This window comes from Anaeromyxobacter sp. PSR-1 (genome assembly GCF_000964525.1).
Lineage (GTDB): Bacteria > Myxococcota > Myxococcia > Myxococcales > Anaeromyxobacteraceae > Anaeromyxobacter.
Map to the genome: position 1 here is coordinate 1 of NZ_BAZG01000081.1, position 18373 is coordinate 18373.

The window sequence follows — 18373 nt, forward strand, 5'->3', positions numbered from 1 at the left end:
ACGACGCGTTCCTCACCCCGCTCCCCGAGACGCGGCACGCCCGCGCCACCGCGCCGGAGCCGTCGCCGGCGTCGTCGGGCGAGCTCGCCGCCACGCGGGTGCCGCGCCTCCTGGTGGCGCTGCACGTCGGCCAGGCCACCGGGGCGCTCACGCTCTCGCGCGGGCCGGTGCGCCGCATCGTGGTGGTCGAGCGCGGCGCGCCGGTGTACGCGGCCTCGAACGTGGCGGCCGAGCGGTTCGGCGCGGTCGCGGTGCGGCGGGGCGCCGTCACCGCCGAGCGGCTGGAGGCGCTCCGGCGCGCGGCCGCCCCCGGCGCGCGCACCTCGGACCTGCTGGTCGAGGCGGGCGCCATCACCCCCGAGCAGCGGGTCGAGCTGCTCACCGGGCTGGTGCGCGCCGTCGCCTGGTCCACCTTCGAGTGGCGCGACGGCACGTACGCGTTCCAGCACGGCCGCCCGCCGGCCGGGCGGGTGCCGCTGCGGCTCGATCCGGCCGAGGTGATCCTGGAGGGCATCCGGCGCACCGCCACGCCGGAGCGCCTGCGCGAGGAGCTGCCCGGCGCCGCGCACCTCGCCCCCGTCCCGGATCCCGCCTTCGAGCTGTACGCGCTGCGGCTGCGGCCGGAGGAGGCGCGGCTCCTCGCGCTCGCCGACGGCACGAAGAGCGTGGACGACCTGCTGCGGCTCACCGAGCTGCCGGAGCGCGACGCGCGCGCGTTCCTGGCCGCCTGCCGCACGCTGCGCGTGCTCGACGAGGTCGAGCGGGTGCTCGCCTCCACCCGGCGGATCGGCTTCATGTAGCGGTCCCGGAGGCCCGCGCGGCGCCCGCCGCGCTTCCCCTTGCCGGCGCCGCATCAAAGGACTATAAGTTCCGGCCCTTTGCAGGCCGGCGTCCGTTCCGGCCCTTTGCAGGCCGGAGCCCCATGACCCCCCGCGAGCAGATCCGCAACGTGGCGATCGTCGCCCACGTCGACCACGGCAAGACCACCCTCGTCGACTTCATGCTGCGCCAGGCCGGCGTGTTCCGGGCCAACGAGCAAGTGGTCGAGCGGGTCATGGACTCGAACGACCTCGAGCGCGAGAAGGGCATCACCATCCTCGCGAAGAACACCGCGGTCACCTACCAGGGCGTGAAGATCAACATCGTGGACACGCCCGGCCACGCCGACTTCGGCGGCGAGGTGGAGCGCGCGCTGCGCCTGGTGGACGGGGTGCTGCTGCTGGTGGACGCGGCCGAAGGGCCGCTCCCGCAGACCCGCTTCGTGCTCTCGAAGGCGCTCTCGATGGGCCTGCCCTCGGTGCTGGTCGTCAACAAGGTGGACCGGCAGGACGCGCGCGCGAAGGAGGTCCTCGACCTCGTATACTCGCTCTACATCGACCTCGGCGCGAACGAGCGGCAGATCGACTTCCCGGTGATCTACGCGATCGCGCGCGAGGGCAAGGCCGCCCACACCGTGCAGGGCGCGTTCGAGGCGGAGTCGCTGAAGCCGCTGTTCGACGCGATCCTCACGCACGTCCCGCCCCCGCCCGCCGGCGAGCGCGAGACGCTGCAGATGCTGGTGGACAACCTCGACTACGACGACTACGTGGGCCGCCTCGCCATCGGCCGGGTCGCCTCCGGCGTGGCGCGCGAGGGCATGGCCATCTCGGTGCTGCGCGAGGAGGGCAAGGTCGTCCCCGCCAAGATCGTGCGGCTGTACGCCTACGACGGCCTGAAGCGCGTCGAGGTGAAGGACGCCGGCCCGGGCGAGATCGTCTGCATCGCCGGCGCGGAGGAGATCGGCATCGGCGACACCATCGCCGACCCGGCCGCCCCGGAGGCGCTCCCGCGCATCAGCGTGGAGGAGCCCACCATGTCGATGGTCTTCAAGGTCAACGACGGGCCGTTCGCCGGCCGCGAGGGCAAGTACGTCACCAGCCGCAACATCCGCGAGCGGCTCTACCGCGAGGCGTACCGCAACGTGTCCATCCGCGTGGAGGACACCGACACGCCGGACGCGTTCAAGGTGGTGGGCCGCGGCGAGCTGCAGCTCGCGGTGATCGTCGAGAACATGCGGCGCGAGGGGTACGAGGTCACGGTCTCGAACCCGGAGCCGATCCTCAAGACGGTCGGGGGCGAGGTGCACGAGCCGATGGAGCTGCTCGTCTGCGACCTGCCCGACGACGGCGTGGGCGGCGTCACCCAGAGCATGGGCTCGCGCAAGGGCCGCATGGTGGACATGCAGCCGCTCGGCTCGGGCCGCACCCGGCTGCAGTTCCGCGTGCCCGCCCGCGGGCTCATCGGCTTCCGGGGCGACTTCCTCACCCTGACCCGCGGCGAGGGCATCATGTCCTCGCAGTTCGACGGCTACGAGCCGTGGCAGGGCAAGATCGAGAAGCGGAAGAGCGGCGCCATCGTGGCCGACCGGATCGGCGACGTGGTCGCCTACGCCTGCTTCTACGCGCAGGAGCGCGGGGCGCTGTTCGTGAAGCCGGGCGACAAGGTGTACCCCGGCATGATCGTGGGCGAGCACAGCCACGACAACGACCTCGACTTCAACATCTGCAAGGAGAAGAAGCTCACCAACATCCGGGCCGCCGGCCGCGACGAGAACGTCATCCTGACGCCGCCGCGCGAGCTGAGCCTGGAGGCGGCGCTGGAGTGGATCGCCGAGGACGAGCTGGTCGAGGTCACGCCGCAGTCGATCCGGCTGCGCAAGAAGTTCCTCGACCCGACCGCGCGCTACAAGATCGAGCGCGACCGCAAGCGCGGCCAGGCCGAGGCCTCGTAGCCCGGGGCCTCGCCCTCCCCGCCGCCCGCAGCACCCGACGCCGCCCGGACCCCCGGGCGGCGTTCGTCGTCGGTGGGGGCGCTCCCGGCCGCTGGCGGGGGCTCCAAGCGAAACGCGCCGCCCGGTCTCCCGGACGGCGCGTCGTGTCCTGCGGCGCTGCCTCGAAGCCGGCTACACCTTCGGCTTGGCGCGCTCGCGGACCTCCTGCTTCTGCTTGATCCGCGGCTGGCCCTTCGCCGCGGTGTTCACGAAGAGCAGGCCGTCGGCGTGGCCGGGGACGGCGCCCTTCACGAGCAGCACGTTCTGCTCCGGCTCGATGCCGACCACGGTCAGGTTCTGGATGGTGACGTTGTCCACGCCGTAGTGGCCGGGGAGGTGCTTGCCCTTCCACACCTTGCCCGGCGTCTTGCGCTGGCCGATCGCGCCGACGTGGCGGTGGTGCTCGTGCGCGGTGGAGCTGTCGCGCGCGGCGCCCTTCATGTTCCAGCGCTTCATGACGCCGGTGAAGCCGCGGCCCTTGGTGACGCCGGCCACGTCGATCCGCTGGTTCGCCTTGAAGACCTTGTCCACCGTGAGGACGTCGCCGGCCTTGAGGTCGCCGAGCAGCTTGGCGTCCTTCACCCGGATCTCCTTCACGTGGCGGAACAGGCCGGTGCCGGCCTTCTTGAACACGCCGACCTCGGGCTTGCTGAGCCGGTGGGCGTGCTTCTCGTCCACGGCGCCGAAGGCGATGACGACGGCGTCGTAGCCGTCCTTCTCCGCCGTCTTGCGCCGCACCACCGTGCACGGGCCCGCCTCGAGCACCGTGACCGAGACGCAGTCACCCTCGGGGGTGAAGATCTGCGTCATCCCAACCTTCTTCGCCAGCAGCCCAGTCGCCATGATCACCTCGCATTGGTCCGCCGCGCGTCGCAGGGCCGCGGAGGACGTGCCTTGGAAAGGGTGGGCTTTCTACCCGCCGGCGCGCGACCTGTCAAGCGAAGCCCGCGTGGCGCGGGGGTTTTTGGCGCCGGGCGCGGCTACCCGTGCATCGGCTCGCCGGCCATGTCGGTGACCTGCGCGAGCAGCGCGTCGATGTCGAAGGGCTTCGCCAGGTAGCCCTGGGCGCCCACCGAGGCCGCCTTCTGCGGGTTCCCGTCGGCCGAGATGACCACGATGGGGATGCGCGGGGCCCCGTTCCGCCGCTGCCGGAGCGCCTGCGCGAACGCGAGGCCGTCCATCACCGGCATCATCAGGTCGAGGAGGATGATCGAAGGCTCCTCCTCGGCCACGCGGTCCAGCGCCTCGAGGCCGTGGCGCGCGCGCGCGACGCGATAGCCCTCGCCCTCGAGGATGTCGCAGATGGCGTCGAGGATGTCGGGATCGTCGTCGACGACGAGGACCAGCGGGCGTTCGGTCATGGCAACGGCGGCGATGCGGGGCGCGCAGTATACGCTCCGGCTCCGGGAAGGGTGAGCACGAACGCTCCGCCCTCCACCGAGAGTCCCCCACCCAGCGCCGCCGCCGCCCGTCGCGCGGCCGGAAGGGCGAGCGCCCTGCCCTTCGGGTCCCCGGCGGCTCCCTTCCGGGGATCGTCGAGCGCGCCGGGGCCGGCCTCCGCGCCGCTCACCCGCAGCACGGCCCGACCCCCGTCCAGCCGGGCGCTCACCCGCACGGGCTCGCCCTCGCGCCCCGCGGCCGCCACCAGCGCGTCGAGCACGCGCTCGAGGAGCGCGCGATCGGCGCTGACCGCCAGGGCCGCCTCGACGCCGTCCAGGGACACCTCGCCGACGTCGCCCGGCCGGTGCCCGGCCGCGTGCTCCAGCGCGTCGCGCAGCGAGATGGGCTCCGGGCGCACCGGGAGCCCGCCGACCTCGAGCCGCTCGCACAGGAAGTGATCCTCGACGAGCTGCCGGACGCGTCCCAGCGAGCGCAGGCACATCGCGGTCAGCTTCTCGCCGCGGGCCCCGCCGCGCTCGGCGGCGCTCATGCGCGCCAGCAGCTCGGCCGACCAGAGCGCGGTCGAGAGCGGGTTGCGGACCTCGTGCGCGACGAAGCCGAGGTAGCCCGAGCGCTCCTCGGCGTCCGCCGGCGCAGCCTGGTTCGCCGTCCGTTCCGTTCCGTTCTTCGCCGACATTCTCGCGTCCGCCTGGCCGCCTGGCCGCCCCGCGGGGGATAGCCACCACAGGTTGCGGAGGGTACCGCCCATCCGCAAGTGGGTCGGTGGCGCCCTGAATCGGGCGTTTGCAATTCTTACAGCCCAAAAACCCAACAGGGCAGCCTTCTCCTGGCGACCCTGTAACGATTATAGGCTCCCGCCGGGCCGGCGACCCGCCCCCCTCCAGGCAACCGCCCAGGATCACGGCTGAACGGCGCTTGACCCCAGACGGCACATGGGTTGCTTAGGGGCCTACCTGCTGCCACCGCCACGCACCACGGAGGTCCGATGAAGCGCCAGAGCATCCCGGGTACCGCGAGCTCCCTCGAGCTCTACCTCTCCGAGATCAATCGGTTTCCGCTGCTGACGGTCGAAGAAGAGCAGCGGCTCGCGCGCGAGTACTGCGCCGACCGCGACACCCGCGCCGCCCACCGGCTGGTCACGGCCAACCTCCGCTTCGTGGTCAAGGTCGCCTACGAGTACCGCTCCTACGGGTTCCGCATGGCCGACCTCATCCAGGAGGGCAACATCGGCCTGATGAAGGCGGTCCAGAAGTTCGATCCGGACAAGGGCATCCGCCTCATCTCGTACGCGGTGTGGTGGATCCGCGCGTACATCCAGAACTACATCCTCAAGTCCTGGTCGCTGGTGAAGCTCGGGACCACGCAGGCGCAGCGCAAGCTGTTCTTCTCGCTGGCCCGCACGAAGCGCGAGCTCGACAAGCGCTCCCAGGAGCACGGCGCCGACTCCGACGGCCACGACGCGAACAAGGTGGCGAAGAAGCTCCGCGTGAAGCCCGGCGAGGTCCGCGAGATGGAGCAGCGGATGGAGGGGCGCGACCTGTCGCTCGACGCGCCCATGGGCGACGACGGCGGCTACTCCCACGTGGACTTCCTCGCGTCCGGCGGCGCGTCGCAGGACGACGAGCTGTCCGGGGTGCAGGAGCAGAAGGTCGTCTCCGGCCGGATCGGCGAGGCCCTCGGCCGCCTCGACCAGCGCGAGCGCTACATCATCGAGATGCGCGTGATGAGCGACCGCCCGCTCACGCTCAAGGAGCTGGGCGAGCACTTCGGCTTCTCGCGCGAGCGCGCCCGCCAGCTCGAGATCCGCGCCAAGGAGAAGCTGAAGGAGGAGCTGCGCGCGCTGGCGACCGAGATCGACTGGCCCACCGACGGCAAGCCGGTCGAGATCGACGACCGCGTGCTGGCCTGACCGCGGGGCGCGTCCCCGGGCCGCGCCCGGGCCGCGCCCTACGCCATGCCGTGCTTCTTGAGCCGGTAGCGGAGCGTGTCGCGGGACACGCCCAGCAGCCGCGCCGCCTTGGACTGGTTGCCGCTGGCGCGCTCCATCGCCTCGGCGATGAGCTTGCGCTCCACGTCGTCGAGCACCAGCCCCTCCCCCGTGACCTGCGGCACCAGCTTCTCCGGGCGCTTCGCGCCGGGGGTCGCCTTGCGGAGCTCGGGCGGGAGGTGCTCGGGCCGGATCTCGTCGGCGCCGGCGTGGAGGATGAAGGCGCGCTCGATCACGTTGCGCAGCTCGCGGACGTTGCCCGGCCAGTGGTAGGCCTTGAGCAGCTCCATCGCCGCGGGCGCCACCCCCTTCACCTGCCGCTTCATCTCCTGGTTGAAGCGCGCCACGAAGTGGGCGGTGAGGGTGGGCACGTCGTCGAGGTGCTCGCGCAGCGGCGGCACCACGATCCGCACCACGTTGAGGCGGAAGAACAGGTCGGCGCGGAAGCGCCCCTCCGCCACCCGCTCCTCCAGGTTGACGTTGGTGGCCGCGATGACCCGCACGTCCGCGCGGAGCTCCTGGACCCCGCCCACCCGGCGGAACGTCTTGTTCTCGAGCATCCGGAGGAGCTTGGCCTGGCCGCCCGGCGGCAGGTCGCCGATCTCGTCCAGCATCACCGAGCCGCCCTCGGCGGTCTCGAACAGGCCGCGCTTCTGGGTGTGCGCGTCGGTGAACGCGCCGCGCTCGTGGCCGAACAGCTCCGACTCGAGCAGGTGCTCGGGGAGCGCCGCGCAGTTCACCTGGAGGATGGGCTTGTCCGCGCGGCCGCTGCGGAAGTGGATGGCGCGCGCCACCACCTCCTTGCCGGAGCCGCTCTCGCCCTCGATGAGCACGGTGGTGGTGTCGCTGCCGGCCAGGCGCGAGATCATCGAGCGCACCTGCTCCATGGCCGCCGAGGAGCCCACCACCGCCTCGACCGCGCTCGCGCCGCGCTTGTCGCTGGTGAGCGTGGCGATCTGCCGGCGCGTGCGGGCGTTCGCCAGCGCGCGCTCCACCGCCTCGTCGAGCTGCTGGAACGGGAACGGCTTCACCAGGAAGTCGATGGCGCCGTGCTTCATGGCCTCCACCGCGATGTCCACGGTGGAGTGCGCCGACATCATCAGGACCGCCACCTCCGGGTGGAGCGAGAGCGCGCGCTGCAGCGTCTGGACGCCGTCGATGCCCGGGAGGCGCACGTCGAGCAGCATCACGTCCGGCGGGGTGGCGGCGACCATCTCCAGGGCCTGCTCGCCCGACTCGGCCGAGAGGACCTCGTAGCCGCCGCGCTGCAGCCGCTCCGCCACCGACCAGCGGATGAGCTTCTCGTCGTCCACGACGAGGATGCGGGCCGGGGTGCTGTTCATGCGGCGTGCTCCGGGGCGCGCTGGGGCCGCGCCTGCTGCAGCGTCACGGTGAAGGTGGTGCCGCCCTCGGGCGGGCAGCGGTAGCCGATGTGGCCCCCGTGCTCCGCCACGATGCGCGCGGAGATGGCGAGCCCGAGCCCGTTCCCCTCGCGCTTGGTCGTGAAGAACGGCTTGAAGATCTGGGCGCGGAGGTCGGCCGGGATGCCCGGGCCGGTGTCCTCCACCTCGACGCTCACGGTGCCGTCGCCCACGCGGGAGCGGACGGTGAGGACCCCGCCGCGGCGGGTGGCGATCATCGCCTGGCAGGCGTTCAGGCAGATGTTGAGGAACACCTGCTCGAGCTGGGAGGGGTCGGCCAGCACCGCCGGGAGCCCGGGCGCGAGCTCGGGGACCAGCTCGAGGGTGCCGTCGCGCGACTGCTGGCGGATGAGGAACAGCACCTTCTCCAGCGTGGCGTTCACGTCGGTGGAGCGGAGCTTCGCCTTCGCCGGCCGGGCGAAGCTGAGCAGGCTCTCCATGGTGTGCGTGAGCCGCCGCACCTGGTGCTGCATCTCGCCGACGATCTCGGAGTGGCGCGCGTCGGCGGAGAAGTCCTCGGCCAGCAGCTCCAGCGCGCCGGACAGCCCGGCCAGCGGGTTCTTGATCTCGTGCGCCAGCCCGGTGGCGATCTCGCCCACCGCCGCGAAGCGGTCGGCCCGCACCATGCGCTCGCGGTAGAACGCCTCCAGCTCGGCCTGGCTGCGCCGCAGGGCCGCCAGCGTGGCGTCGAACCCGCGCGCGGCCACGCCCAGCTCGTCCGGGCGCCCCTCGTCGGCCCGCACCGTCAGCTCGCCCGACTCGGCGCGGCGCATCACCGCCACCAGCCGCTGCAGCGGGCTCACCGCCTCGCGGCCCAGCAGCCAGAGCAGGATGGCGAGGAGGCACACGAACGCCGCCGCCGCGGACAGCGAGAGCGTCTTCGCGAGCTGCGCCTGCGCCTCCAGCACCGGCTCGCGGGTGAAGCGCAGGTCGAGCCAGCCGTTCACGTGGCTCTGCGTGCCGTGGCAGCGGGCGCAGGACTCGGCGTTCACGATGGGCTGGAGCACCGCGTACTCGGCGTCGTTGCCGCCCGGCCCCACCACCACGGTGGTGCCCTCCACCCGGTTCACCTCGGACCAGGGCACGCGGCCGAGCAGCGCCGGGCTGGTGGAGATCGAGATGTAGCCGTTCGGCGCGATCAGGCTGGCCGAGAGGAGATCGCTGCGGTGCGCCACCAGCGCCTCGAGCAGCGTGGTCACCTCGCGCGGCTTGCCCGACAGCATCACGTTCGACACGCCGGAGGAGACCATGGTCGCGAACAGCTCGGCCCGGTCCTGGCGACCGCTCTCCATGTCCGCGCCGTAGAAGTGCACGGCGGCCGCCACCATCGCGGAGAGCGTCACCGCGAACAGCAGCGCCGTCGGCACCAGCACGCGCGCGCGCATGCTGGAGTCCAGGCTCCGGTAGCTGCGCTCGAGGAGGTTCATGCGGTCGGCCCGTCGGTCAACGCGCGCAATATCTCAGGAATTCCGGGCCTGGGGAAGGCCCGGGCCCCCGGCTACGCGGCGTCGCCCCGGGCGGCCGGTGCCGCGGACAGGTCGAAGATCTGCACCGCCGCGGCGACCAGCGGGTCGTTGGCCCCGCCGTCGCACACGGCCTGGCGGAGGCGGGTGCTGGGGGCGTGCAGGATCTTCGAGACGATCGACCCCGCCATGGCGTCGAGCCGCTTCGCGAGCTCCGGGTCCTCGCCGAGGCGGCGGAGCGTGCGCTCCACCTCCTCGCGCGCGATGGCGCTGGCGCGGCTGCGCATCTCCTGGATGAGCGGGGCGGCGCGGCGCTCGGCCTCGGCGCGCGCGAACTTCTGCACCTCCTCGTCGGCGATCCGCTCGGCGTGCTGGGCCGCCTGGGCGCGCTCGGCCATGGCGGCCTTCATCACGCGGTCGAGGTCGTCCACGTCGCACAGGTAGACGTCCGGCAGCGCCCCGGTCTCGGCGGGGATGGCGCGCGGGACGGCCAGGTCCACCATGACGATCCGCTTGCGGCGGGCGTGCAGGATGCGCTGCATGACCTCCGGGGCCAGCGCCGCCGGCGCGGCCGGCGCGGCGGACACCACCACGTCGGCGCGCAGGAGCTCCTGCTCCAGCGCGTCCAGCGGCCGGGCCTCGCCGCCCACCTCGGCGGCCAGCGCCTCGGCGTTCGCGAGCGTGCGGTTCAGCACCACCACCGAGGCGCGCTCGTCGCGCATGTGCTGGGCGGTGAGCCGGGCCATCTCGCCCGCGCCGATCACCGCCACGCGGCGGCCGGCGAGCGGGCCGAGCACCTTGCTGGCGAGCGCGGCCGCGGCGTTGCCCCAGGACACGCCGGCGCGGCCCACCGCGGTCTCGGTGCGGACGCGCTTCGCGGCGGCGAGCGCGCGGGAGAGGACGGAGGCGAGCTCCTTGCCGGCGGCGCCCGCCTCGGCGGCGCGGTGGAACGCGTCCTTCACCTGGCCGAGGATCTGCGGCTCGCCCAGGATGGCGGACTCGAGGCTGGAGGCGACGCGGACGAGGTGCCGGAACGCCTCCTCGCCCTGCAGCTCGAACAGCGGGAGCGGGCGGCCGGCGCGCGCCTCCAGCGCGTGGCGCAGCGACAGCTCCGCGGCGGCGGGGCAGCGCGCCGCGGCGAAGATCTCCACCCGGTAGCAGGTCGAGACGATCGCGACCTCGTCCACGCCGTCGAGCGCCTGGAAGGCGGTGAGCGCGTCCAGCAGCTCCTCCGACGGCAGCGCGAGGACCTCGCGGTCTGCGACCGTGGCGCCCTTCTGGTTCAGCCCGACTGCGACGAGCACGAGGCGCTCCTTTCGGGAACGGGCGGCTTGCGAGCAAGCGCCGTGCCCCGCGGGAAGGTGCGGGATTTCCGCAGGGTAGCGGCGTGGATCGCGCAAGCGTTGCGCCGGATCAGGGGCGTGGGTCCCCGCCGGCGAAACCGCTGCGGGCCCGTCCGGAGCGCGGGGGACCCCTGGAAGCTGCGCGCAAGGTCGCAGGGTTAGCTCCTTCAGCGGCCTTCGCCGCGCGCCCCGGCCGCACCGCCTCCTCCGGTCCGCATCCTCCCGCCGGCGGACGTGCGCCCAGGCCGTGCGCGGCGCGGCCTCCGCCGCCCCGGCCCGCGCGCCCGCGCACATCGGGAATCCGCCCGACGCCGCCTCGGGTGTCCGCCCCCGCGGCGCACGGGTCCCCGCGCCCCGCCGGCCCCGGTGCCCGCGCCCTCCCGTCCCCGGCCTCGCGCCCCCGCCCGCTCCGGCGCCGCGCCGGTCGTCGCCCCGGATTCTTTCCCGCGCGGCTCGGGCATCGTCCCAATTTCTTCGCCGCTCGATTGGCGAGACATTGCCAATCGAAAGGAGCCAATCAATGGCCAACACGTTCAAGGGCGGCAGCGCGGTGCAGAGCGGTTACTACCTCAACCTCTCCCGGTGGTCGATCGAGCCGGTGGCGAAGGACGGCGAGCGCCTCCCGCAGGGCAAGGGCGAGTGGCGGCGCGTCCCGGTGGCGCTGGCGCTGGTCCTCACCCCGGTGCTCGGCGCGACGTTCCTGATGTTCATGCCGGTCATCGGCTTCGTGCTGCTGGCGCAGGCGATCGCGATGCGCGCGGTCCGCACCTTCCGCGGCCCCGCCGAGGAGCTGGCCGCCACCATGAGCCCCGGCTGGCAGCCCGGCGAGGCGCACTTCACCGGCAAGTCCACCGAGAACGGGGGCGTCGAGGAGAAGGGGCCCACGGCCCGCGACGAGAAGCTCGAGGCGCTCGAGAAGGAGATCGAGGCGAAGCGGCGCCAGAGCTGAGCGGCGCGGTCGGGCGCGGTCCCACGGTCGACGGAGCGGCACGGAAGGAGACGGTCATGGCCAAGTACACGGGCGGAGCGAACGTGAAGGGCGGCTACTACTGGAACCCGAGGGCGTGGGCGGTCGAGGTGGTCCCGTCGGAGGGCGGGCGCCTCCCCGGCAACGGCGCGCGGTTCGTGAAGGTGCCGTTCCCCCTGCTCCTGGTGGTCGTGCCGGTGCTCGGGGCGCTGTTCCTGATGTTCATGCCGGTGATCGGCTTCGCGCTCCTGGTCCACGCCGTGGTGAAGAAGGTCACCGGCGGCGTGAAGGAGGGCGCGGCCGACCTCGCCGCCACCGTCCACCCCGGGTGGCGGCCCGGCGAGGCGCACTTCACCGGCAAGCCCGGCGAGGAGGAGGAGAAGGCGCCGGGGGCCGCGCCGACGAAGGAGCTGAAGGCGCTCGAGGACGAGATCGCCCGCAAGCGCGGCGACGAGTAGCGGCGGCGGGGAAGCGGGGACCGGGGCCGGCGGCGATTGCCGCCGGCCTCTTCCTTTGGGAGTGTGGGTCGGGTGGGGCCATTCCCCCACGCGCCCGAAGGGATGGGGCAAGGCACCCAGCACCGCGGGTGCGCCGGCAGCGCAACCCATCGATCTCACGGGCGTCGACGCCGCCGCGGGGACCGCCGGCGCGGGCACGGCACGTGCTACCTCCCGGGGCTGGAGAACGGCGGCACTCTGGGAGGGGGGCTGCGGTTCTTCACCTGATGCGGGCAGCTTCCGGTGGGGGCCGGCGGCTGCGCCGCATCCCTTCTTTTCGGGGCCCGGGCGCGCTACTCGTCCACCCGGATCACGCCCTTGCGGATCGCGAAGCGGACGAGCTCGGTGCGGTTGTGGACGCCGAGCTTCTCCATCACGTGCTCGCGGTGGCTCATGGCGGTCTTCACGCTGATGCCGAGCACGTCCGCCACCTCCTTGTTGCTCCGGCCCTCCGCGACCAGCTTCAGGACCTGCTTCTCGCGGTCGGTGAGCGACTCGTAGGGATCCGCCTCCCCGGGCGCCGCCGGACCGGCCTCCTCCATGGCGGTGCGGGCGACCTCCGGGTCGAGCACCAGGCCGCCCCGGTGCACCGCGCGGATCGCGTTCGCGAGCTCGGCGCCGGCGGACTTCTTGAGCACGTAGCCCGACACGCCGGCCTTGAGCAGGCGCCGGACGTACTCGCGATCCTCGTACTGCGAGAGGATCAGGATGCGCGCGCGCCGCCCCAGCTTCTTCAGCTGCAGGCTGGTCTCGATGCCGCCCAGCCCGGGCATGGCGATGTCCATCAGCACCACGTCCGGATCGAGCCGCTCCACCTGCTCCAGCGCCTGCATGCCGTCGGCGGCCTCGCCGGCCACCTCGATGTCGGGCTGGAGCTGGAGCAGCGCGCGCACGCCCTCGCGCAGGATGGCGTGGTCGTCCACGATGAGCACCCGGATCTTGTCGCTCACGTTCCCCTCCCCTTCCCGTCCGCGTCCGCGTCCACGTCGGCGGGGGCGGCGGCGCCCGGCTCGGTCGTCGCGCGCGGCACCGGGATGCGCACCTCGACGCGGGTGCCCTTCCCCGGCGCCGACTCCACCGTGGCCTCGCCGCCCAGGATCTCGGCGCGCTCGCGGATGCCCATGAGGCCCCACGACCGGCGCCCCTCGCGCCGCGCGACCGCCTCCGCGTCGAAGCCCCGGCCGTCGTCCTCGATGTCGATGCGGAACACGTCGTCCTCGAGCGCCACCTCCACCAGCACCGCGGTGGCCTGGGCGTGGCGGGCGACGTTGCTCATCGCCTCCTGGCAGATCCGGAACAGCGCCGTCTCCATCTCGGGCGGCAGCCGCCGGTCCAGCTCCCCGAACTCGCAGCGCACCGAGATGCCGCGCGTGCCGAGCTGGCGCTCCGCGTACCAGCGGATCGCCGACAGCAGCCCGAGGTCGTCGAGCACCGACGGGCGGAGGTCCAGGATGATGCGGTGCACGTCCTCGAGCGTGCGCACCGCCACCGCCTTCACCTCGTCGAGGCGCGGCGCCTTGCCGCCGCGCAGCGCGTCCTGCGCCGCCTCGAGCCCCATGGCCAGCACCGCCAGGCTCTGGCTGGTCTCGTCGTGCAGCTCGCGGGCGATGCGCTTGCGCTCGTCCTCCTGCGCGGAGATGAGCTTTCGGAGGAGCTGCGCCCGGGCCTCCTCGCGCGCGGCGAGCTGGGCGTAGGCCTCGTTGAGCGCGTGGGTGCGCTCCTCCACCCGCTGCTCCAGCTCGGCGTTCACCCGGGCCACGTCGTCGAGCAGGCGCCGGAGCGCGAGGCGCATGCGGTCGAGCGAGCGTCCCAGCCGCCCGACCTCGTCCGTGCCGAGGTCCGGGATGGGCCAGTCCAGCTCGCCCCCGGCGATGCGCTCCGCCTCGCCGGTGAGCACGCCGATGGGCCGGGTCACGCTGCGGGCCGCGCCCCAGGCGAACGCCGCCGCGATGCCCATGTGCGCCGCCAGGCCCGCCGCCACCAGCCACCAGGGCACGTCGCCCTCGGTCGGCAGCGCCTCGGCGGTGCGCTGCCGCACCACCACGCCCCAGGGCGCCGCGGCGAGCGGCGCGAACACCATCAGCTCGGCCGGCGCCGCCGCCTTCACGCTCCACTCGCCGTGGCAGCCGTCGCAGCGCGCCGCCTGCGCCCGCTTGTCCTTCACCAGCTCGCCCAGGTGCGCCCGGCACTCGGTGCGCCGGCCGACGCGGGCCGGCACGGTGCTCGCGATGATGGTGCCGCCGGCGTCGATCAGCTCGGCGAAGCCGCTCTCGCCGCGGCGCAGGTGCTGGAGCACGCGGTCGAAGCCGCGCCGCGAGGGGTCGAACGTGCCGCCGGCGATCCCGATGATCTGGTTCTGCCAGCTCCGCACCGGCACGAGCTCGTGCACCACCCGCCCGCGCGCGCCCTGCTCCACGCCGGACAGGCGCGGCAGCCCGGTGCGCAGCACCTCGTCCACCACCGGCAGGTCGTCGGCGGGCGCCGCCGAGCGCGGGCCGCCCGGCGCCTCCGCGAGCACGTTGCGCTCGGCGTCCAGCAGGTAGACGCCCTCGCGGTGGCGGAACTGGTGGTACGCGTCGGCCACCACGCGCCGCTCGTCCTCGAGGTCGGCGTTGCCCATGGTCTGGGCCACGCCGGAGGCGAGCCGCTGCAGCACCTCGAGGTCCTCGGTCAGGACGCCGTCGAAGTGCGTCGCGGCCATCGCCGCGGCGGACATGCGCCCCTGCACCAGCCGGTCGTCGAGGTTGCGCGCCCAGTGGATCCCCGTGGCGCCCATGATGACGAGCGGGACGGCGATGCCGGTCGCCATCAGGAGGTACACGCGCCGGCGGATGCCGCCCGGGATGGCCGGGTGCGGCGCGGTGCCGGGCGCGGCCGCGCTCGCCGGCGGGGCGGGCTGCGGCGGGGCAGGCGGCGGCGCCGCGGGGGCGCCTGCGTCGTGCGCGGGCCTCACCGGCCGCCCCCGGGGTGCGTGCTGTGGGCCATGTGGTAGAGCTCGTCGAGATCGCCGCGCGTGCGGAGCAGCACCGCCCGGCCGCGCTGCTCCCACGCCAGCTCCTGCCAGGGCTGCCCCGCCACCAGCACGGCGGAGAGCGTGGCCGGGTACGGGCCGACCGTGGTGCGCTGCACGCGCAGGACGTTGCGATCGGCGAGCAGCGGCGCGGCGATCTCGGCGCCCTCGGCGGTGGACTGCAGGATCTGGACGGCCGGCGCGCCGGTGCGGTCGACGACCGTGATGGCCGCGGAGCCGCGGCGCCCGCCCGCGAGCCGGATCTCCGAGGGCGGCCAGGCGAGGCGCTGCGGGAAGTAGCCGGGCAGCATCAGCATGGCGCCGAGCCTGCGCTCGGCCTCCTGCACGCTGGCGGCGTGGCGCACCGCGCTGCCCTCGCCCGCGATCCACCCGGGCAGCGCGCCGAGGGCGGCGATCACCAGCGCGGAGGTCGCGGCCACCCACACCAGCGCCGCGAGCATCCGCGCGAGCTCGAGCCCCGCCTCGCGCGCGCGCGTCACGCTCCCGGTCATACCACGAAGAACAGCAGGGCCGTCAGGGTGAGGGCCGCCAGCGCGACCCGCGCCGCGCCGAACGGCAGCCGCGGCGCGGGCGGCTGGAGCAGGCGCCGGCAGCGCAGCTCGATGTCGCGCGAGCGCACGCGGGCGAGCGGCTCGGAGAGCGCGGCGGCGAGCGGCACCGTCCGGCGCACCGGCACCGGCGGCGGCCCGGCGGTGGCGCGGTGGAGCTTGAGCAGGCCGCTGGCGAGCGCGAGGCGGTCCCCGCACGCCTCGGCGGCGTGGTCGTCCGCGAGCCACTCGGCGTCGCGCGCCAGCGCGCGCGAGACCACCTGGAACGCCGGGTTGAGGCCCATGGCCACGCGCGCCAGCAGCACCACCCAGCTCGCGGCGGGGTCGCGCCGCGCCAGGTGGGCCAGCTCGTGGGCCAGCGCCGCGCGCAGCTCGGCCGCGTCGAGCAGGCGGAGCGCGCCGCGCGAGAGCACCACCGCCGGCCGCCGGATGCCGGTGCAGAACAGGATCGGCGCGCCGCGCTCCACCCAGACCAGCGCCGGCGCGCGGGTGCCGAGGCGGGCGGCCAGCTCGGCCAGCGTCGCGCCGAGACGCGCGGCCGTCTCCGGGTCCGGCGCCGCCGGCTCGGGCGGGCGCGCGCGGCGCCGGCGCCACAGGAACGGCACCAGGTCCATGAGCAGCAGCGCCAGCCCCATGGCCGCGAGCCCGCCGACGAACCACTGGTACATCCCGGTCCCGAGCAGCCGCACGTCCGCCCAGCGCCGGCCGACGAGCAGCGCGCCGCCCTCGCGGAACGCGTCGCCGGCCCGCACCGGGAACAGCAGCACCAGCGCCGGAAACAGGACCAGCGGATAGCCCAGGGCGGTGAGCCGCAGGGCGATCCGCTGGCCGGGGTCGCGCACTCGCCAGGTCCGCACCAGGGCCTCCACGAACAGCGAGGCGACCAGGGTGTGGAAGATGGCCTGCGCGAGGACGTCAGCCCACGTGGCGCTCGTCATGCGACGAGGCGTGGCCGCCGTGCTCCGCGGGCGGCGCCCGCCCCTCGATGCGCGCCAGCTCGAGCGGGTGCTCGTGCTCGTAGCGCTCCCGGCTGACCTTGCCGGTGAACATCGACGTGTCGAACGGGAACACGTCGGGGCTCAGGTGCGCGTTGAACACGTGCCAGATGGTGATCACCAGGAACGCCATCAGGCCCTCGTTCGAGTGGGCCACCTTGGCGGCGGGGATCACCTCGCCCGGCAGCAGCGACGCGAAGGTCACCGGGAAGAACAGGATGAAGCCGGTGAGCACCATGATGACGTTGCCGAACACCAGGCCCCAGTACTCGAACTTCTCCTTGTACGTGTACCGATCGTACATCGGGTGCTTGTCGGTCACGCCCAGGTAGTACTTGAGCTGGAGGATGGCGTCCTCGAAGTCCTTCTTGGACGGCACCATGGTGAAGCCGATCTTCTTCGAGAGCATGGCGGCGATCGCGTTCGCGAAGTGGATCACCGTGGACGCCGCCAGGACCAGGCCGCACACGCGGTGGACCCAGCGCGCCACGTCGATGCCGCCGAACACGCCGACCACGGTCTGCGCCCAGCCCGCCGTGTAGAACTTCTGCGGCAGGCCGGTGAGGCACAGCAGCACGAACACCAGCATCGTGATGAAGTGCTCGATCCGCTGCTGCAGGTTGAAGCGGACGATGTAAGCGCTCATCGGTTCACCACCACGCGCCAGAGGTGCAGCGCGATCTGGAGCACGAGCCCGCCCACCATGAACGGGATCAGCATCTTGTAGAAGACCTGCACGCCCCACACGAGCGGCGCCTTCTGCGGGGTCGGCTCGTAGTGCGAGAGCCACGCCTTCGGGAAGCTCGCGCTGGCGCCCGCGTGGCACTTGGCGCAGGTCTTCTGCAGGTTGGCCGCCATCACCGCGGACGACGGGTCCTTGGAGGACTGGATGTCGTGGACGCCGTGGCAGTCGGTGCACACCGCGGCGAGGCGCGCGTCCGGCGCGTTCTTCTGCTTGCGCTGGAGCGTGGCGGCCATGCCGTGGAAGTCGGAGAGGTAGGTCGACACCACCTTGCTGGAGAGGCCGTACTTCGACATCAGCTTCTCGTCGGTGTGGCAGCGGCCGCAGATCTCCGGGGTGCGCATGGCGAGCTGGCCGTCGCGCGGGTCGGTGGTGTCGTGGGCGCGGTGGCAGTCGGTGCACACCGGCACGTCGGGGCTGCTCTCCGCCGCGCGGCCGTGCACGCTCTTCGCGTAGACGTCCGCCTCCTCCGCGTGGCAGCCCGAGCACATCTTGGAGATGCGCGTGCGCGGCTGGCCCGGCCGGGAGATGTCGTGGGCGCCGTGACAGTCCACGCAGAGCGCGGCCTTGTCGTTGCCCTTGGCCATCACCGCGTAGTGAACGCCGTCCAGCGTCTTGGTGTAGTTCGCGAAGTGGCAGCCCTTGCACTGCTCGTAGTAGGCGCGGGTCACGTCGCGGCGGGTCTTGAACTTCAGCTCGCCGGTGGCGTGGTCGCTGGTCTTGTCGGTGTGACACTCCGTGCAGCGGAGCGCCTCGCCGTGGACCGACTTCGCGAACGCGTCCTGGTCGACGTACAGCGAGAGCTTCTCGCCGCTCGGGAGGTCGAAGGTCTGGCTCGGGTCGCTGTGACAGCCGAGGCAGTCCTCCTGCTCGGCCGGGATACCCGCCCAGGCTGGGTTCGCGGCGAACGCGAGGAGGAGGGGCAACAGGCGTCGGATCATTTGCACACCCTGGAGGAGTCGGTGCGTCAATCCGTGACAGCCACGGATTGCGCCACTTCCTACCAGGGGGCGGGCGGATTGTCCAACGCCTCCGGCCGGATAAGCACGCGTGAATTCAGCACGAATTGATCTGGATTCATCCGGTCGAGATGCGGCGCAAGAATCGCGGCCTCCGCACACCTCCCCCGCGCCTCGCGCAATCGCCGACGATTCTGCGCGGGGCCGGGG

17 protein-coding genes are annotated in these 18373 nt (G+C 73.3%); 5 read left to right on the forward strand and 12 right to left on the reverse strand.

All coding sequences use genetic code 11. From position 1 onward, the window contains the following. Both PSR1_RS13195 and typA read left to right on the forward strand, forming a co-directional pair. The coding region (locus tag PSR1_RS13195) for a DUF4388 domain-containing protein (protein WP_152643350.1) at positions 1-800 on the forward strand (800 nt) is incomplete at its 5' end. A 122-nt stretch (positions 801-922) separates the two neighbouring features. After that, positions 923-2770: a translational GTPase TypA gene (gene typA, locus PSR1_RS13200; protein WP_059438000.1), complete on the forward strand. Its 1848-nt coding sequence runs from the start codon at positions 923-925 to the stop codon at positions 2768-2770. A 171-nt stretch (positions 2771-2941) separates the two neighbouring features. On the opposite strand, the gene rplC is transcribed toward typA, so the two are convergent. From rplC to PSR1_RS13215, 3 genes are all read right to left on the reverse strand, one after another. Continuing rightward, the gene (gene rplC / locus PSR1_RS13205; RefSeq protein WP_059438013.1) at positions 2942-3652 is read right to left on the reverse strand and encodes a 50S ribosomal protein L3; all 711 of its coding nucleotides are present in this window, start codon (positions 3650-3652) and stop codon (positions 2942-2944) included. Between the two features lie 137 nt (positions 3653-3789). Beyond that, positions 3790-4170, reverse strand: a complete 381-nt coding sequence (locus PSR1_RS13210; protein WP_011421042.1) for a response regulator — start codon at positions 4168-4170, stop codon at positions 3790-3792. Further along, positions 4167-4886 (reverse strand): sensor histidine kinase KdpD, encoded by a 720-nt coding sequence (locus tag PSR1_RS13215; RefSeq protein ID WP_059438001.1) that lies wholly within the window; start codon positions 4884-4886, stop codon positions 4167-4169. The genes PSR1_RS13210 and PSR1_RS13215 overlap by 4 nt, the downstream gene beginning before the upstream one ends. Positions 4887-5195: 309 nt before the next feature. Between PSR1_RS13215 and rpoH the strand changes: the two genes are divergently transcribed. Next, positions 5196-6119 carry an RNA polymerase sigma factor RpoH gene (gene rpoH, locus PSR1_RS13220; protein WP_059438002.1) on the forward strand — a complete coding sequence of 308 codons (924 nt, stop codon included), beginning with the start codon at positions 5196-5198 and terminating at the stop codon, positions 6117-6119. A 38-nt stretch (positions 6120-6157) separates the two neighbouring features. On the opposite strand, the gene PSR1_RS13225 is transcribed toward rpoH, so the two are convergent. The 3 genes from PSR1_RS13225 to hemA form a co-directional block, all read right to left on the reverse strand. After that, the gene (locus PSR1_RS13225; protein WP_059438003.1) at positions 6158-7540 is read right to left on the reverse strand and encodes a sigma-54 dependent transcriptional regulator; all 1383 of its coding nucleotides are present in this window, start codon (positions 7538-7540) and stop codon (positions 6158-6160) included. Next, a complete protein-coding gene (locus PSR1_RS13230) occupies positions 7537-9045 on the reverse strand; it encodes a HAMP domain-containing sensor histidine kinase (RefSeq protein WP_059438004.1) in 1509 nt (502 codons plus the stop codon). Before PSR1_RS13230 ends, PSR1_RS13225 begins: the two co-directional genes overlap by 4 nt. A 71-nt stretch (positions 9046-9116) precedes the next feature. Continuing rightward, the gene (gene hemA / locus PSR1_RS13235; protein ID WP_059438005.1) at positions 9117-10385 is read right to left on the reverse strand and encodes a glutamyl-tRNA reductase; all 1269 of its coding nucleotides are present in this window, start codon (positions 10383-10385) and stop codon (positions 9117-9119) included. Between the two features lie 559 nt (positions 10386-10944). Here hemA and PSR1_RS13240 point away from each other — a divergent pair. Both PSR1_RS13240 and PSR1_RS13245 read left to right on the forward strand, forming a co-directional pair. Next, on the forward strand, positions 10945-11373 hold the full coding sequence (locus PSR1_RS13240) for a hypothetical protein (protein ID WP_059438006.1): 429 nt from the start codon (positions 10945-10947) through the stop codon (positions 11371-11373). A gap of 56 nt (positions 11374-11429) precedes the next feature. Then, positions 11430-11849, forward strand: a complete 420-nt coding sequence (locus PSR1_RS13245; protein WP_059438007.1) for a hypothetical protein — start codon at positions 11430-11432, stop codon at positions 11847-11849. 332 nt (positions 11850-12181) lie between these two features. On the opposite strand, the gene PSR1_RS13250 is transcribed toward PSR1_RS13245, so the two are convergent. From PSR1_RS13250 to PSR1_RS13275, 6 genes are read right to left on the reverse strand one after another with little or no spacing between them, the layout of a single operon-like run. Then, on the reverse strand, positions 12182-12838 hold the full coding sequence (locus PSR1_RS13250; protein WP_011421049.1) for a response regulator transcription factor: 657 nt from the start codon (positions 12836-12838) through the stop codon (positions 12182-12184). Beyond that, on the reverse strand, positions 12835-14841 hold the full coding sequence (locus tag PSR1_RS13255) for an ATP-binding protein (RefSeq protein ID WP_059438008.1): 2007 nt from the start codon (positions 14839-14841) through the stop codon (positions 12835-12837). Before PSR1_RS13255 ends, PSR1_RS13250 begins: the two co-directional genes overlap by 4 nt. After that, positions 14838-15398 (reverse strand): hypothetical protein, encoded by a 561-nt coding sequence (locus tag PSR1_RS13260; protein WP_237757945.1) that lies wholly within the window; start codon positions 15396-15398, stop codon positions 14838-14840. Before PSR1_RS13260 ends, PSR1_RS13255 begins: the two co-directional genes overlap by 4 nt. Positions 15399-15406: 8 nt before the next feature. Further along, complete coding sequence (locus PSR1_RS13265; RefSeq protein WP_059438010.1) at positions 15407-16405, reverse strand: M56 family metallopeptidase; 999 nt, start codon at positions 16403-16405, stop codon at positions 15407-15409. Further along, on the reverse strand, positions 16383-17108 hold the full coding sequence (locus PSR1_RS13270; protein ID WP_059438011.1) for a formate dehydrogenase subunit gamma: 726 nt from the start codon (positions 17106-17108) through the stop codon (positions 16383-16385). The genes PSR1_RS13265 and PSR1_RS13270 overlap by 23 nt, the downstream gene beginning before the upstream one ends. Continuing rightward, complete coding sequence (locus tag PSR1_RS13275) at positions 17105-18130, reverse strand: cytochrome c3 family protein (protein ID WP_237757946.1); 1026 nt, start codon at positions 18128-18130, stop codon at positions 17105-17107. The genes PSR1_RS13270 and PSR1_RS13275 overlap by 4 nt, the downstream gene beginning before the upstream one ends. Between the last annotated feature and the right edge of the window lie 243 nt (positions 18131-18373).